The 14,922-nt window shown below is 68.2% G+C and carries 14 protein-coding genes and 2 pseudogenes; 11 read left to right on the top strand and 5 right to left on the bottom strand.

The annotated features are described in order from the left end of the window. From ACM6LR_RS28010 to ACM6LR_RS28000, 3 genes are all read right to left on the bottom strand, one after another. Nucleotides 1-543, bottom strand: a complete 543-nt coding sequence (locus tag ACM6LR_RS28010; protein WP_414944846.1) for a pilin — start codon at nt 541-543, stop codon at nt 1-3. Nucleotides 544-883: 340 nt separating this feature from the next. Beyond that, nucleotides 884-1,390 (bottom strand): hypothetical protein, encoded by a 507-nt coding sequence (locus ACM6LR_RS28005; protein ID WP_414944845.1) that lies wholly within the window; start codon nt 1,388-1,390, stop codon nt 884-886. Between the two features lie 655 nt (nt 1,391-2,045). Beyond that, nucleotides 2,046-2,228 carry a hypothetical protein gene (locus ACM6LR_RS28000; protein WP_414944844.1) on the bottom strand — a complete coding sequence of 61 codons (183 nt, stop codon included), beginning with the start codon at nt 2,226-2,228 and terminating at the stop codon, nt 2,046-2,048. A gap of 1 nt (nt 2,229) precedes the next feature. On the opposite strand from ACM6LR_RS28000, the gene ACM6LR_RS27995 reads away from it, so the two are divergent. The 11 genes and pseudogenes from ACM6LR_RS27995 (at nt 2,230) to ACM6LR_RS27945 (ending at nt 11,113) form a co-directional block, all read left to right on the top strand. Next, the gene (locus ACM6LR_RS27995; RefSeq protein WP_414944843.1) at nt 2,230-3,003 is read left to right on the top strand and encodes a hypothetical protein; all 774 of its coding nucleotides are present in this window, start codon (nt 2,230-2,232) and stop codon (nt 3,001-3,003) included. A gap of 71 nt (nt 3,004-3,074) precedes the next feature. Further along, nucleotides 3,075-4,213, top strand: a pseudogene (locus ACM6LR_RS27990) (TRM11 family SAM-dependent methyltransferase). Nucleotides 4,214-4,459: 246 nt separating this feature from the next. Then, a pseudogene (locus ACM6LR_RS27985) lies at nt 4,460-4,639 on the top strand (DNA cytosine methyltransferase); the annotation flags it as partial. Nucleotides 4,640-4,707: 68 nt separating this feature from the next. Beyond that, a complete protein-coding gene (locus tag ACM6LR_RS27980) occupies nt 4,708-4,971 on the top strand; it encodes a DNA cytosine methyltransferase (RefSeq protein WP_414944902.1) in 264 nt (87 codons plus the stop codon). Between the two features lie 501 nt (nt 4,972-5,472). After that, on the top strand, nt 5,473-5,979 hold the full coding sequence (locus ACM6LR_RS27975; RefSeq protein ID WP_414944842.1) for a hypothetical protein: 507 nt from the start codon (nt 5,473-5,475) through the stop codon (nt 5,977-5,979). 83 nt (nt 5,980-6,062) lie between these two features. Next, nucleotides 6,063-6,740 (top strand): recombinase family protein, encoded by a 678-nt coding sequence (locus ACM6LR_RS27970; RefSeq protein WP_414944841.1) that lies wholly within the window; start codon nt 6,063-6,065, stop codon nt 6,738-6,740. A 136-nt stretch (nt 6,741-6,876) separates the two neighbouring features. Further along, complete coding sequence (locus ACM6LR_RS27965) at nt 6,877-7,215, top strand: helix-turn-helix domain-containing protein (RefSeq protein WP_414944840.1); 339 nt, start codon at nt 6,877-6,879, stop codon at nt 7,213-7,215. A gap of 81 nt (nt 7,216-7,296) precedes the next feature. After that, nucleotides 7,297-8,808 carry a tyrosine-type recombinase/integrase gene (locus ACM6LR_RS27960; protein ID WP_414944839.1) on the top strand — a complete coding sequence of 504 codons (1,512 nt, stop codon included), beginning with the start codon at nt 7,297-7,299 and terminating at the stop codon, nt 8,806-8,808. Nucleotides 8,809-9,027: 219 nt separating this feature from the next. Beyond that, nucleotides 9,028-9,306: a hypothetical protein gene (locus ACM6LR_RS27955; RefSeq protein ID WP_414944838.1), complete on the top strand. Its 279-nt coding sequence runs from the start codon at nt 9,028-9,030 to the stop codon at nt 9,304-9,306. Continuing rightward, nucleotides 9,303-9,863 (top strand): RNA polymerase sigma factor, encoded by a 561-nt coding sequence (locus tag ACM6LR_RS27950; protein WP_414944837.1) that lies wholly within the window; start codon nt 9,303-9,305, stop codon nt 9,861-9,863. The genes ACM6LR_RS27955 and ACM6LR_RS27950 overlap by 4 nt, the downstream gene beginning before the upstream one ends. After that, nucleotides 9,860-11,113, top strand: coding sequence for a DEAD/DEAH box helicase family protein (locus ACM6LR_RS27945; protein ID WP_414944836.1), 1,254 nt, complete (start codon nt 9,860-9,862; stop codon nt 11,111-11,113). Before ACM6LR_RS27950 ends, ACM6LR_RS27945 begins: the two co-directional genes overlap by 4 nt. A gap of 178 nt (nt 11,114-11,291) precedes the next feature. Here ACM6LR_RS27945 and ACM6LR_RS27940 read toward each other — a convergent pair whose 3' ends face one another. Both ACM6LR_RS27940 and ACM6LR_RS27935 read right to left on the bottom strand, forming a co-directional pair. Continuing rightward, entirely contained in the window at nt 11,292-11,978 is a 687-nt protein-coding gene (locus ACM6LR_RS27940; protein ID WP_414944901.1) for an NYN domain-containing protein, read from the bottom strand. A 157-nt stretch (nt 11,979-12,135) separates the two neighbouring features. Beyond that, entirely contained in the window at nt 12,136-14,910 is a 2,775-nt protein-coding gene (locus ACM6LR_RS27935) for a pPIWI_RE module domain-containing protein (RefSeq protein ID WP_414944835.1), read from the bottom strand. Between the last annotated feature and the right edge of the window lie 12 nt (nt 14,911-14,922).

The following is a 14,922-nucleotide window of genomic DNA, read 5'->3' as shown; positions in this document are numbered from 1 at the left end:
TCACACACCGCCCACGATGCCTTTGAGGATCTCGACCACGATGGGCGCGAGCGCGGCGAGACCGAACCCGATCCCGGCGGCTTTGAACGCGCCCTTGGCCTTCTCGATCTCGCCGGGGTCACCGGAGGCCATGAGGTAGCGGAGTCCGCCGATGCTCAGGAACACGACCGCGATCCCCGCGAGAATCCCCATGATCCACTCGCGGATGTTGTCCAAGACTTCGTCGAGGGTGCGTGCCAGGGCGACGACGTGCACCGTCTCCGCCGACGCGGCCGACCCGGTCAGCAGCAGCCCGGCGAGCAGCAGCCACAGCGCCTGCAGCAGGTTGGTGTTCGTCCGGCGCGCAGCGGGCAGGGTGGGGCATGCAGGGGCGTTGTGCCGCCAGGACGTGCGGTGCTGGCAGGTGTGCCCGGACAGTCGGGTCCCGCGTCCTCTAACTCCGGATTTCGCGGCGTCCGGGGACGCCGGGCGGCGAAGTTTGTCCGCGAGACCCGGCGCCGTGCGGGTGACGCTGCGTAGCCGGACGCGGCGGGTCGGGCTCACGTGCACAACGGGATGCGCGGACACCCGGGCAGCCGTCGTCGAGCCCACGCGCGGCAGGCCGGAGCCCGAAGCCTGGGGCGGTGCGTCGGCGGCACGGGCCTGGTCGGCGAGATATGCGGCCCGGCGTGTTTCGGCCCGCTGGCGGGCCTTCTTCGCCGCCTCGTAGTTCTGCCCGCGCGCCTGGGCGGCTTCGGTCAGCGAGAGTTCGCCGAGGCGCGTGGAGCCGATCAGCGCGGCCTCGTCGGCGGTGATGGCCGCGTCGTTGACGGCGGCGGCGAGGACGAAGTCGGGGTGCCCGCTCGGGCGGTGCGGCGCGGCCGACCAGTACCCGATCTCGCCGCTAGCTAGGGGGCGGACTGTCGAGTGACTCCCGCAGGGCGGTGTGCCCGGCGCGGTAGGCGGCCCAGCGCAACCGCACCAGGATCACGGGCCGCGCCAGGTCGACTTCGCAGAGTTCGCTGAGGAAGCCGGCGAGGACTGCGGCGTGGATGTCGTGGACCTCACCGCGGAAGCGGCGGGTCAGCCGCGTCGCGATCGGCAGCAGCACCGGCAACGCCAGCCCGACACAGGCCACCGTCCAGGTGCCGCCGTCACGGCGGGAGCGGGTGATCAGCCGCGCCCAGACCGCGTCCCGGGTGCGCTGGGCGCAGTCCTTGGCGAGCATGAGCAGCCCGAGTTCGTCCAGCGGCACCAGGCGGGGCGGCAACCCGGGGATGTCGCGGCCATCGAGAGCGACCGGATGCGGCCCGGTCACCAGCCAGTCGAATGCGGTGCGCGCGGTGTCGAGTACTCCCGGGGCCGATAAAACACCGGCTTCGGGGCCATTTTCCGGCAAGGACAAATCCATGGTCGGTTCTCCTGATGGGTGCGGGAATCGCAACACCACGAGGAAGCCATCCGAGGCGCCTCAAAAGCGCCCCAAAACCGTGTCATAAGCGTGCCAAAAGCGTTTCAAAAGCGCCTCAAACCCTCGGTATATGAAAATTCAATGACCAGGACATGAGGTGGCCGACGGAGACTGATCGCCCGCTATTTGATCTTTGAAACGTCCTTTGAACTGCATTGAAACGCCCTGGGTGGATCCCGTTCGGAGAGTGGCGCCTCAGTCGCTACGTGGTCGCGTAGGGGCTTGAGGCGCCTTCACGAGCCACGACTGCGAAAACTTTGTCCTGGACTCCGGAGTGGTCGTGTGGCTTCCTGGAGATACGACATCGAATGCGCGAACCGCTCTCGCGCTTCTCTTCTTGAAACCTTCGAATTCTGATTCCGGCGAACGGACCCCGCAGTGACTTTGGTGAACTTTTTCGGCGACCCGCGTCCCCGGGAGGCCGTTTTTCCGGAGTTAGTCAGTGACAGCACGAACTCCGGCCAGCATCGCGCTGGCCGCCCTGCCCCAGGAGGCTTCTCATGACCCAGCGCTCGCAGCCCCCGGCCGACCGCCCGAGGGCCCGACGCGACTCCACCCGCCCCTCGCGCACCCGCCACATGGCGGACCGGGCGCCCTACCCCGGCGCTGCCACACCCACGTGGAGCACCGGTTCGCCGACCCACTCGCGGCGCACCGCGACCACCACCCGGACGCGGGCGACAACCGCGACCGCGCCGACCCCGGCCACGGTCTGGTCGTGCGGCCCCGACCCGATCGACACCCACGCCGAGTGGCCGGTGCCGATCGTGGAAACCATCGTGGCAGGCTTCGCACACCCCGAAGCCCGGGTGCTCCTGCTCCCGTGGCCCGCCTCGGCCGAGGCGGGCGGGCCGGCGCAGCCACCGGCCGGCGGCGAACTCGCGGCGGCGCGCGAGGCTGTCCGGGCACTCGGGCGCAGCTGCGAGATCGTCCACCTCGCCGCTGCCGACCGTGCCACGGCGGCAAAAGCGTCGCGGCCGTTCTGGGCCGACCTCGTCACCGACCGGCCGCACCCCGCGCCCGGTACGTCACCGCCGCCCTCGCTCATTCCGGCACGCCCAGCCGGGGCGGCCGGCACCGCTGTCGGCGACTCGGCCGGAATCGCCGATCTGGTCATCACCGCCCTGCCCCCGCATCAGGCTGGTGGCGGCTCGCTCGACCGGGTCGCGCTTGTCGCGGCCCGTCTGCTGACCGTCGGCGGCATCCTCGCTGTGTACACGCACAGTGACTGGTATCAGGGCAGATTGGTCGACCCGACGGGTGCGATGGTCGCCGCCGGGCAGAACGCCGACCTGCTCTACCTCCAGCACATCGTCACCCTGCACACCCCCATCCGCGACGGCCACCTCCACCCCGCCGCCACGCCCGCCGAGGCCGAGGACTACGCCCGCGCACGGCACCGGGCGCAGCTCCGCGATCTGCCCGCTCCGCACGCGCACGCGCACGGCGACGTGCTGGTCTTCGCACAGCCACACGACCACCACGACCTGCCGTCCACACCGCCCGGTCGGCACGACGAGCGCGGTCCCGTCGACCCGGCGGAGATCCGATGACTCGCCGCCTCGCGCCCGCTGCGGCGCCCACTCCTTCCTCTGCGCTGACCCTCGCGAAAGACAGGTGCACCATGCCGCACACCTCGGCTTATCCCAACCGCGTCACCGGCTCGTCCGTGTCATCCGGAGGGGCCGGCGAGCCGACCGTGCGCATCCCGTGCGCGGTCATCACCGCCCTCGACACCGGCGCCTCCGGCGTCGCCCTTGCCCGCCCGGCAGACACCGGCCCAGCCGATCCCGCCGATCCGCCGCCAACGCGAACCGGGCTGGCCGACGAGGTGCCGATCTCGGTGTGGGCGACCGCGCAAACCTCTCCGGCGGCGCAGCGCAAGGGCCGGTTCGTGCCTGAGTCGACGGCACACCCGGCCAAGATGCTCCCGGCCATCGCCGCGCACGCCATCCGGCACTACACCCGCCCCGGCGACCTCGTGCTCGACCCGATGTGCGGGATCGGCACCACCCTCGTCGAGGCGATCGACAACGGGCGCCGCGCGGTCGGGATCGAGTACGAGCGCACTGGGTGACCGTGGCGCGCGCGAACCTCGAGCTCGCCCGCGACCGCGGATACGACCACGACGGTGAAGTCGTCGCCGGCGACGCCCGCCAGCTGGAGACGCTGCTCCCACCGCAATACCGGGGCCAGGTCGCGCTGGTGGTCACCTCCCCGCCCTACGGGCCGTCCCTGCACGGCCAGGTCAGCACCGCCAGCGACCCCTCCGGAGACGGCAAGGTGCACAAGTACCACCACCGCTACGGCAACACCCTCGACCGCGGCAACCTCGCCAACATCGGCCACCACCGGCTGCTGTCCGGGTTCACCCGCATCCTCGCCGCCTGCGCCCAGGTCCTGCGGCCCGGCGGGCACGTGGCGATCACCGTGCGGCCATGGCGGGAACACTCCGAGCTGATCGACCTCCCGTCGCAGATCCTCGCCTGCGGTATCCACGCCGGGCTCGTCCCAGTGGAACGCTCGGTCGCACTGCTGGCCCGCGTCGCCGAGCACGAGCTGGTCGCCCGCGGCAGCTTCTTCCAGCGGGACTTCATCCGCAAACAACGCGAAGCCGGGCTGCCGCTACACCTGATTTCGCATGAGGACGTGATCGTCCTCATGCGTTCACAGGCCGACGAGCCCCGGCAACCGCGTCCCGGCACAGGCGCCCGGGTGCGGGATGAGTACCGGGCGATCGGGCCAGGCCGGTGGGCGGCGTGAGCACCCGAGTGCACTGCCGCGACTGCGGATGGGACCGCCACTACCGGCGCCCAGCCGCCGCCCACCGTGCCGCCGCCCGCCACCGCTGCCCACCCCCGGCAGACCAGGCCCCACAGCGGCACCAGACGCTGGAGGCACTCCGTGCCGCCTGACGGCCACGACGTCACCGACATCGTGCCCTCGGTCGCCGACGAGTTGCGTTTCACCGCGACCGAGGGCCCGGTGATCGGGTCGCTGTGCACCGGAATGGCCGGGCTCGACCTCGGCGTCGCCGCAGTACTCGGTGGCCGGATCGCGTGGTGCGCCGACACCGATCCTCATGCCGGCCAGGTCCTCGCCGCCCGGCTGCCCGGCGTACCGAACCTCGGCGACCTGCGCGCGGTCGACTTCACCCGCGTCGAACCGGTTGACGTGCTGATCGCCGGATTCCCCTGCCAAGACATCTCCGCCGCCGGACGGCGCGCGGGCATCGAGAAAGGCACCCGCAGTGGCTTGTGGGGACCTACATCGTGGACGCCGTTCGCGTACTACGACCCCGCCTCGTCGTCGTGGAGAACGTGGCCGCGCTCCGCTGGCGCAACGGCGGCCTCGACCGCGTACTCACAGGGCTGGCCGAAGCGGGGTACGACGCGGTCTGGCGTTGCGTACGCGCCGCCGACATCGGCGCCGCCCACCGCCGGGAACGCGTGTTCCTGTGTGCCATCCCCCAGCACACCGGGAACACGGATGATGCCCACCCCGCAAGCCCGCGACGGTGAACCACGCGGCCCGGTCGACCCGGTGACTCGTCGAGCGGGCGGACATCAGGTCAACCTCAACGACGCCGTTCACCAGGTCGTGAAACCACTGCCGCCTCCGCGGACATCCGGCACTAGGCCGAGCCCGCAGCGGCCGATTCCGGCCGGGTGCGTGGCGCGAGCCGACTCAGCCAGATCCCGGCGTACGCCGAGCGCAACGCCCACGAAACCGACGACGGGATCGGAGGGTTCCGGGGTGTGGTGCGGCGCAACGAAGTTCCACGGAGGCGGGCTTCGTGGCTGTCTGTCCCCGAGCGTCTGGGGACCTACAGCGCACACCGACCACGCAGGACAGGAGGACCGCCGCTGTGGACACGCAACGGCTCTTGCCGACGCCGCGCGCGACTGACGGCACGAAGGGCTGCCCGGCCCAGCGCGGCTCGAAAGGCGACCTGATGCTGCCCTCGGTCGTCATCGCCGTCACCACACCACCGCACTCATCCAAGAAGGAGACCGACAGCGATGACCGCCCACGCCCGGCCCGCCGAACCCGACCGCAGCGCGGTGGACTGGGGTGAATACGCCGCCGCGGTCCACCGCTGGGAAACGATAACCGGCCGCCGTGCCCCGTACCCGACCCAGCCCGGCCGCCACGGCCGCCCGGTACTCGCCCCGATCTTCGTGGAATGGCTCATGGGCCTGCCACCGGGCTGGGTCACCGCCGAACACCTCGATCTACCCCGGACCGGGCAACTGCGCGTGCTGGGCAACGGGGTCATGCCCCAGCAAGCCGCCCACGCCCTCGCCCAGCTCCTCGACGACCTCACCGAACTCGGCCACCACCTCGACTTCACGACACCGCGCCAACCCCAACGCCCATCCGCCCGCCAGGCACCGTCGGCTCGGCCCGCTCGCCGGGCACCAACCGGCACGTCGCGGCGGCAACGTCCTGCGGCGACCCGGCCACCTTCCGCGGCCCGACGACCCCGGGCCCGCACACAAGGCCCTGCCGACAGCCGCACGCGGTGACCGCCCCTGCACGAAACCCGCACCTCGATCGCGCCCAAGTCACGGACCAAAACACTGCCGCCACCGTTGAAAGAGACGACACCATGCCCACTCCGCGAACCACCCGCCCGCTTCACACCCCGCGCCGACGCTGGTGGCCCAAGCTCCGCGCCTGGCTAACTCCCCACCGGAACACCACCGCCACAGCGGCCCCGCCTATCGCGGGACAGCACCGCACCATCCCAGCCGTCGTCGGCGAGGGTGGGCCGGCGGTCCTGCAGAGCGCGCACCAGGCCACCGCCACCTTGATCCGGCAGGGCTGGAACCTGCACCAGCCTCCCTACGGCTACCTGACCATGACCGTGTCCAGCGCGGGCTCGGCCAGCGGCCGAGCCCGCACCCGCCTGACCCCGGACCCACACCGTGCCCGCGTGGTGCAAGACATCTTCTACTGGCGCGCCATCACCGGACTCGACGTCGACCAGATCACCCAGCGGCTGAACAACAACCCCGACCGCTACCCGCCACCCGGCAGCAGCTGGCAACCCGCCGCCGTCGCCGGGATCCTCACGAATCTCAAGTACACCGGGTACCAGACCTTCAACACCCGCGACGAGATCGGCCGCTTCCGGCCCGCCGAACAGTGGGTGCTCTCCGAGCAGCCGGCCCACCGCGCCTTGATCACCACCGCGCTCTTCTGGGCGGCGCAGAACCCCACGACCGACACCCAGCGCGCGCTGCGGCACCGCCTGCTCGCCCTGCCGCGCCACCTCGCCGCGTAGTCCCGGAGGTGCCACGTCGATGGACACCACACGATCAGCGTCACGTCGCCGCGATACGGCAAGGCGCGCCAGCAGGCCGCCCGCCGGACCGCTGACTGCCCGGCGGGACTGCCCTGGCCCCCGTACATCGAACACCGTGCCCACGGAACGTGACGGGCGACACCGAGAGCCCAGCGTCCACCGCACCGCCACCCCGGGCCAGGAGGCGGGCGCGGTCCACGATCTCGATCGCCTCACCGCCGCCACTCGAACGGGCAACCCGCCGCCGTGGTCCCGCGACAGTTTGCACGCGCTGGGCGTCACAACCGATCTGCTGACCGCCGCGCGCATTCTCCGGATCGGCCGGACGAAGGCATATCAACTCGCGAAGTGCGGCGGTTTCCCCGTCCCGGCCACGCGCATCGGCCGCCATTACGTCGTCGCCGTCGCGCACCTCGCCGACCTTCTCGGACTGGGCGAAAGAGCCTCGTCCTAGCGGCTTCCCCTCTGTGCCGCACGCGAGCGTCCATATCCGCTGCACACAAAACCAGCGGACTGGATGAAAGGACTATCCGCAATGCCCCCACGCGCCTCCACACGCATCAAAGGCCGCACCTACAAACGCTGTGCCTGTACCGACCCCGTCACCGATAAACGGCTCGGCAACACCTGCCCGAAACTCAAGCGCCGCAGCGGCGCGTGGAGTTCGGACCACGGAAGCTGGTGCTACCAAGCTGAACTCCCGCGCCGCGCCGACGGGAAACGGCGCCCGCTGCGGCGCGGAGGGTTCGCCGGGCAGACCGAAGCACAGGCCGGACTGGACCAGGTCGCCGACCTTGTCGAGCTCGCAGAACACCGCGGCCCCGCCGAGCTGACCCTCGTCGGCGACCTCATCGAAGACGCGCTGCGCGCCAAAGAACCCCTCCCCACACCGGAGGAAGTCACCAAGCGCCTCGATATGGGCACCGACCCCGACGCCATCCCCACCGTCGGACAATGGCTGGAGACCTGGCTTGCAGGGAGGAAGAAACTCCGCGGCGGCACCAAACGCTCCTACAGCAGCCACATCCAGCTCTGGCTGATCCCGCACCTCGGGCACTACCGGCTCGACGAGCTCACCATCGACCACATCTCCCGCATGTTCGACGCGATGGCCGAACGCAACGACCGCATCGAAGAAGCCCGCGCCAGTGACGACCCGGAAATCCGCGCCACCGTCTACGGCCTGCGCACCATGGGCGCGGCCACCATGCAGCGTTACCGCGCCACCCTGCGCGCCGCGCTCAACGCCGCCATCCGCCTCAAACGCGGCCGGAAAGCAGTCCCGCTGATCACCTTCAACCCCGCCTCCTACGTCGAGCTGCCCTCCGGCAAACGCCCCAAGGCGCTGCTGTGGACACCCCAGCGGGTCCGCCGCTGGAAGGAGACCGGGAAGAAGCCGTCCCGGGTGATGGTGTGGATGCCCGAGCAGGTCGGCGAATTCCTCGACCACGCCTACGGCCACCCCTACTACCCGCTGTACCACCTCATCGCCTACCGGGGCCTGCGCCGGGGCGAAGCCTGCGGCCTGCCCTGGTCGGAAACCAACCTGGACACCCAGGACATCACCATCTCCTCCGCGCTGGTCCAGCTCGGCTGGAACGTCGAGTTCGGTGAACCCAAGTCCGAAGCCTCCGGCCGGATCGTGGCGCTCGACAATGCCACCACTGAGACGCTGACCGAGCACAAGGAGCACCAGGACCAGCAACGGCTCGCGGCAGGAGACGACTGGCAGGAATCGGGGCTGGTGGTCACCAACCCCGACGGCACCCCTGTGCACCCGGCCAAGGTCACCGACGTTTTCCAAGAACTCGCTGACGCCGCCGGGCTCCCTCCGATCCGGCTGCACGACCTTCGCCACGCCGCCGCCACCATCGCGCTCGCCGCCGGAGCCAGCCTCAAGGAAGTGCAAGCCCTGCTCGGACACTCCAGCATCACCATTACCGCCGACACCTACGCCCACATCCTGCCCGAACTCGCCCGCGGAACCGCCGAAGCCTCCGCCGCACTCGTACCCCGCAAAACCCGCCAGCAACCGCCCGCCGCCTAACGCGGCGCCCACAGCGCCATGACACAGCCCCGGCCCCGTCCAGCAAGGGCCGGGCCAAGCTCCTGGTCGGGCATCACGGCGCGCAGCGGGCGGCCGGGTACCCGGCGCGGGGACGGGAGGCGGCCAGCTCAGAGGCCAATTTTTGCCTGGGGTTACCCGATCCGGCATCCGCGCCCCATATAGAGGGTGCCAACTTGTTGACGACGATGGAGGGACGCGATGTCCACAAACGGCACTCCGGAGCCAGCTGAGCCGGTGGTGGTGATCCAGCGCGGGCTGACCGGGCTGGCCAAAGCGGCGATCCTGGGTCGTCACCGGGTCGAAATGGCGCAGCAACGCGCGGCCACAATGACCGACGTGGCAGCGACCATCACCACCGCAGGGTCTGCGGCGCGTGTGGCCAGCAAGGACCCTGATGGTGCGGAATGGTCGATGGAAATCGTCCCGTTCTCCGGTGGCGTGGGCGGGCAACCCGATGTTCGGGTCATGCCCTGGTGAACGGCGAGCCCACTCGCGTGCAGGAGGTGGACGAATCCCGATTTGTCGACCTCCTGCACGCGCAGGGACCCCAGTTGTTGCGTTACATCCTGACGCGGGTTGGCGATACGCACGCCGCCCAGGTCATCCGTCAGGTAGTCCTCGGAGAGCTGCTGGTCTACTGGCGCCGCCGCCATGGAGTGCCAGACGACGACGCGGTCCGCCTCCTGTATGGGTTCGCCAGGCGCAAGATCGGCAACTGGCGTCGCGAGCAGACCAACGCCCCGGTTGCCACCGACGACGAGGTGCTTCACCGATGGCTGGATACTCACGCCACGGACACCTGCGCGCTGATCGACACCCGCGTCGACCTCGTCCGTGCACTCGCTCAGCTCGATGAGCTGCAACGACAAGCGCTGATGTATGTCTACGTCGACCAACTGTCCTACGACGCCGCGGCCGCCTTGCTCCGCGTCAGCCGCGACGGCCTGAACAACGTGCTGCGCGCGGCGAAGAAGGCCGCGCGGAAGTGCCCCGAACTCACCGAGTACGGCACACAGAAGGAGGCGAGCGCATGACCGACCTCAGGCCGGACGACCACGCCGAAACCAGGGTTGCGGCAATGCCCGAGCAAGGGCGCACGTTCGTGCAGCGCACGAAGGAGACGGCCGACGCAATGCCCCCACCGACCCTCGCCCAGTTGCAGGACGCGGTCGACATGCTGACCCCGGCCGAGACCGACGAGATCATCCGGGAAGGCGAGGACATCGAGTTCGGCTACGCCGCACTCGAACTCGCTCAGGACCTCCTGGCCGTTGGTCATGTCCAGCGTGCGATCCGGTGGCTGCGTGCCGCCGCCGACCGCGACATCCCTGGCGCACAGGGACAACTGGACGAAGCCACACGCCTGCACAGAAGCCTGACCGACGCCGTCCACGTTCGCCGCCAAGGACAAGCTGTCATCGGCATCGCTTCTACTTACGACGGAGGCGCCGAGGACGAGCAAGTGGGCTTGTTGGAGGATCCAGGATCGAAGGCCGCTGTCATCCGCTCGGCCGATGACACGGCAGCCCGCATCATCGCCGAAACCCGCGCATCCCAAGAACACGCACGCGACCGCCTGCACCACGCCACCGACCTACTCAGCCCGAAGCGGTTCACCGACACTGCGCTACCCATCGTCGTGTACGCCCCACCCGGCACTGGGAAGACCCACACCCTGGCCGACATAGTGAGCAGGTCGATCGCCAGAGGCGAACATTGTTTGGTTGTCGCGAACTCCTACTCCGTTGTCGAAAAGGTGTTACGACGCCTGGATCATGCGGCGGCGCCCGGGACAACGAGTCGCGACAACACCGCGGAAAACATGGAGGCGTGGCTGTGGTCGGTTGTCGAAGCGCTGTGGCCTGCGGCCAGCAGTCTTGATCTGCACGTCAAGGAGGCTCTTACGTCCTGGGCGCGACCAGCTGCTCGCCGGGCAAAGCAGTCGGAGAGAAGTCTTCTGCTTGCGGCCGCGGTACTCGAGTCAGCGCCTGCAGCGGTGGCGATGGAAGGCGTCTCGACGCTGGCTCGACAAACCTCGCCCCATGAGATCGCAGACTTCATCGGACCGAGCGGTGAGCTCATCCACGTGAAGCAGGGACCATACGAGGCAGCTGCGACCGATTTGTACCTACCTTGTCGACGCTCGCACGCCATGCTGGGCTTGCCGGGCCTCTCAGCGGCAGAGCCCAAAGTCACCATGGACCGCTTGAACCCAGGCCCCACGTTGGGCCGCGCGCTCGACAACACAGCCCTACAGACCGACACCACCGCCCTCGTCCAGTGAGCCGGGTCCATTGCAACTCCTACGCGGACCCGACGATGCTGATCGGCGCGGTCCCCTTAGTCACCCGGGAGCGCCGTCTGTCGAGTCGGTTGAGGTTGCCAACTCTGCCGGCGTGGCTTTCGGTTTCTTGTCCGGGCGGTGTCGTTTGTCGAGTGCGTAGATGACAGCGGGTTTCCCGTCACCCGGGCTGCGGGCGGTCCAGCTCGAACAGGGTCGTCGCGGCGATCAAGTCGCTGAGTTTGGCGTAGCCGTAGTTGCGGGCGTCGAAGTCTGGGCGCTGTTTGGTGATGATGTGACCGACCGTGGCGAGGGCGGCCCAGCCGTCATCGTCGGAGGCCGCTTCGATCGCGTTGCGCAACTGCCTGACCAACGCGGTGTCCTGCTTCAGCTGTGCGGCCGATGCACGCGGGGGCGGCTTGAGCGCGATATCGGTCGGCGCCGCCGGGCTCGCGCTGTAGGTGAGGTTCTCGGTATAGATGAACTTGTCGCAGGCCACGACGAACGGCTTCGGTGTCTTGCGCTCACCGAACCCGTAGACAGTGACGCCAGACTCGCGCAGCCGTGCGGCCAGCCGGGTGAAGTCGCTGTCGCTAGAGACGATGCAGAACCCGTCAAAGCGGTCCGAGTAGAGCAAGTCCATGGCGTCGATGACCATCGCCGCGTCGGTGGCATTCTTCCCGCTGGTGTAGGCGGATTGCTGGATAGGTTGGATTGACTGCGCGAGGAACTGGTCTTTCCACCCGCGCAGGCTGGTGCCGGTCCAGTCGCCGTAGGCGCGTTTGACGTAGGCCGTGCCGTACTTGGCGACCTCGGCCAGCAGCCCGTCGACGATCGATGGCTGGGCGTTGTCCGCGTCGATGAGCACTGCCAACTTCGCGGCGTTCTCACTCACGATGAGCACACTCCCTGGACATCAGGTACGACTTCTGCTGCATTCGAGGTGACACATGTGGGCAAGTACGCCAGATACTGGGCTTCGGCCAGCGTTCTCCCAGCGCCGCGCATCCCCGGCCGGTCCAACACTATTTGCCCTCGGCGGTTGACTCGGCTTGATCGAGTTGGGTGTTGGGTGAGTCGTCGGGTTCGTCGTCGTGCGGCAGTCCGTACTGGGAGGTGAGTTCGGCTACGTGCTGGATGAGTGGGAGGGCGAGCGCGTCACGGTAGTCTTCAGCGAACCGCTGTTGGTGAAGGAACATGGCCCAATGTTCAGCTTCGACAGCATCCGAGAACCCAATCATAGTGATTTCCAGGAGCTCCGGATTCCAGGCGTTCTTATCCGGACGAATTTCTTCCTTCCCTTTCGAGTTGATTCGATGAGTAAGTTTCGTTGATTCCACGGAGAGCGTGTGCGTTCCGGTCTTGTCGCTCGTACTGTAGAAGACACGGCTATTCTCGTCGATGTTTGCCAGACTCCACAGCCCTTTGCTGATGCCGCCTGATTCATCTTTCTTCGGCGCCCACCATTGCGGGGTTTCGTCTCGGTCGTTGGTGGCAATACGCGCGATGCGCAGGTTCTGGCCGAAGAGTCGGATGCGTTGGGCTGGGCCGTTACCGAGCTTAACGCGGTCGGCGATGAGGCCGCTGTTTGTCAACCAGGGCCATCGGTTGCGGGTGTTCTGGGCGTGGGTGACGACGAGTGTGGGGGTGCCGCGCATGGCGTAGAGGGTGTTCTGGACGAAGGCTGCGACGGCCTTGGTCTGCTGGTCAGCGGTGGAGAGGTCTTGGGGGCGTACCTGGCCGGTGAGTGCGACGAGTAGCTGCGGGTAGGGCACCCACTCGGTCATCTCAGGCGTCCGGCCGAGGATGCACTTCTGCCCGGGGCGGATGAGGACCGCGACCGGGGTGAATTGTGACCGATTTGTCTCGCCGGTGGCTTGGCGTTTGACGATCCAGAAGGCGAGCTGGTTGAGGCCGTCGGGGATCTTGTCGCCCACTGTGTGTTCGGGCACGAGGCGCATGCCGAGTTGGCGCAGTCCGTCTGCCCATGCAGCAGCGACACGGAACTCCGCATCATCGTCGGGATCGTTCGGTTTTCCGGGGATGAAGAATTGGCTGACCATGCTGGCGTCTGCGCAGCCAAGCCGGATGGCGAATTTCGGGTCGGTTGTTCGTGGCTTGAACTTGTCGCGCCCGTCGAGTTCGACGAAGGTGATGACGGTTGCCTCGCCGAGTGCGGAGGCGAGGTCGCGCAGGTGGGAGACGACTGCGGAGCGGCGGTCGCCGATCGCGTCGATGTGTTCTTGACCTTTTCGTGGTGCTTGTTCGCTGGTGCCCAGTGGTGCTCCCAGGGCGCCGAGTTCGCGGGCGTGTATGCGCACTCGAAGGTCGGGTGTGTTCCAGCTCCACACGTCCGGCCCGGCCTCTTCGCGGTAGTCGGCGAGTCCGAGGCTGGCTTCTGCGGCGTGGATGAGTTGTTGCCGCATGTGGCTGGACTGGTACAGCAGGACGGCGGTGAGATCCCGGCCGTTGAGGGCGAGGGACGTGTACTCGCGACGGCGGACGGAATTGTCGAGGTCAATGAGTCGATTCTTGGTGACCGCCTCGTCGATCTGTTCTTGCGTCGCATCCTTCTTGGGAACAGGAACTTTCGGTGTGAGGAGCTTCGTCGGGTTCTGTCTGATGGTGCTGCGGGTCAGCACCGGTGCCGGGATGAATTCGGGCTTGAGCGCGGCGGCGGCCCATTCGGTGAGGCGGCGTCGTTCGGCGGGCATGAGCCCGGCACCGACACCATGCCAGCCCATCATCGTGTGGTAGTTGGCGGCACCCTTGATTCCGTCTCGTTCGTCGATCCAGCTGTCGGCTTCCTTGGCGAAGACGTCGGCGGCGGGGAGGTTGTCGACTGCGCCGACGCGGGCGAGCATGCCCTCCGGGCCCCCTTGGACCCATTCGATCTGACGGGTGCGGGGGTTCCAGGCGAACTGGGCGACGGCGAACCGACCGGGCTGCTGGCCGTCGTTGATGAATGGTTCCTTTGTGAGCAAGTAGGCGGACACCCGTTGCGTCCCTGACATCGATACCTGGCCCGAGACCCATCGGCGGATTCGGGTGCTCAGGTAGATCCGCGGGATCGGGGAGAACGGCACGGTACGCAGCGACACGCTGATCACGGCGGAGTAACGCCAGTCTCGATGGCTGCCGTAGCGGTTGCGGGCGTCCTTGTCGTTGACCTTGGTGGTGTGTTTCAGTGGCGGCCAGGACATCAGTTCGGCGCCGTTCGCGCGGGCGTCGACGGCGACCCGGTGGAACCGCACCTGTTCGCCACCGAATTCGTAGGGCTGTTGGGCCGCGATGCGGTCGGCCAGGATCTCCGGGAGGACCCGGTAGAGCCGTGCGGCCGGCATGCAGGTTCCGCCTGGCGAGAGGTCATGCTCGAGGAGGTCCACCGTGTCGGACTGCCAGCGCAACGAGTCCACGTCGAGCACGCGCGCGGTCTGCCTGAAACGTTGGAAGCCCTCTGCCGTGGGTTGCAGGCTGCGCAGCCAGGCGTGCACCATCCGGGAGAGGATGTGTGGCGGGTGGTCGGTCCGGCTGTAGAGCCAGGGCTGGGTGGCGTCGAACGAGGCGTTCGCGTCGACGGTGACCAGGTCCGGCGCGACGGTGCGGATCAACGAGTTCAGCGACCTGATCGGCACTTCTTTGATCTTTGCCTGTGCTGCGTCGGACTTGCTGGACTTGTACAGGTCAAGCACGGGTTCGCGCCATGATGCGGGGAAGGCCAGTGTGTGCAGTTCGGCGTGGAACGGCCCGCTGTCGGGATCAGGGATGAACGCGGCGGGTTGAATTTCGTTGAAGACCATGGGGTTCCCTGT

This window comes from Amycolatopsis sp. cmx-11-32, assembly GCF_047608695.1.
Lineage (GTDB): Bacteria > Actinomycetota > Actinomycetes > Mycobacteriales > Pseudonocardiaceae > Amycolatopsis.
This window is presented reverse-complemented; position numbering and strand designations above follow the sequence as displayed.

Bases quoted from the DNA above. Each gene is read 5' to 3' on its own strand.
- ACM6LR_RS28005 (WP_414944845.1), bottom strand. From the start codon at position 1,390: ATGGATTTGTCCTTGCCGGAAAATGGCCCCGAAGCCGGTGTTTTATCG.
- ACM6LR_RS28000 (WP_414944844.1), bottom strand. From the start codon at position 2,228: ATGGTTTCCACGATCGGCACCGGCCACTCGGCGTGGGTGTCGATCGGG.
- ACM6LR_RS27975 (WP_414944842.1), top strand. From the start codon at position 5,473: ATGACCGCCCACGCCCGGCCCGCCGAACCCGACCGCAGCGCGGTGGAC.
- ACM6LR_RS27970 (WP_414944841.1), top strand. From the start codon at position 6,063: ATGCCCACTCCGCGAACCACCCGCCCGCTTCACACCCCGCGCCGACGC.
- ACM6LR_RS27960 (WP_414944839.1), top strand. From the start codon at position 7,297: ATGCCCCCACGCGCCTCCACACGCATCAAAGGCCGCACCTACAAACGC.
- ACM6LR_RS27955 (WP_414944838.1), top strand. From the start codon at position 9,028: ATGTCCACAAACGGCACTCCGGAGCCAGCTGAGCCGGTGGTGGTGATC.
- ACM6LR_RS27945 (WP_414944836.1), top strand. From the start codon at position 9,860: ATGACCGACCTCAGGCCGGACGACCACGCCGAAACCAGGGTTGCGGCA.
- ACM6LR_RS27935 (WP_414944835.1), bottom strand. From the start codon at position 14,910: ATGGTCTTCAACGAAATTCAACCCGCCGCGTTCATCCCTGATCCCGAC.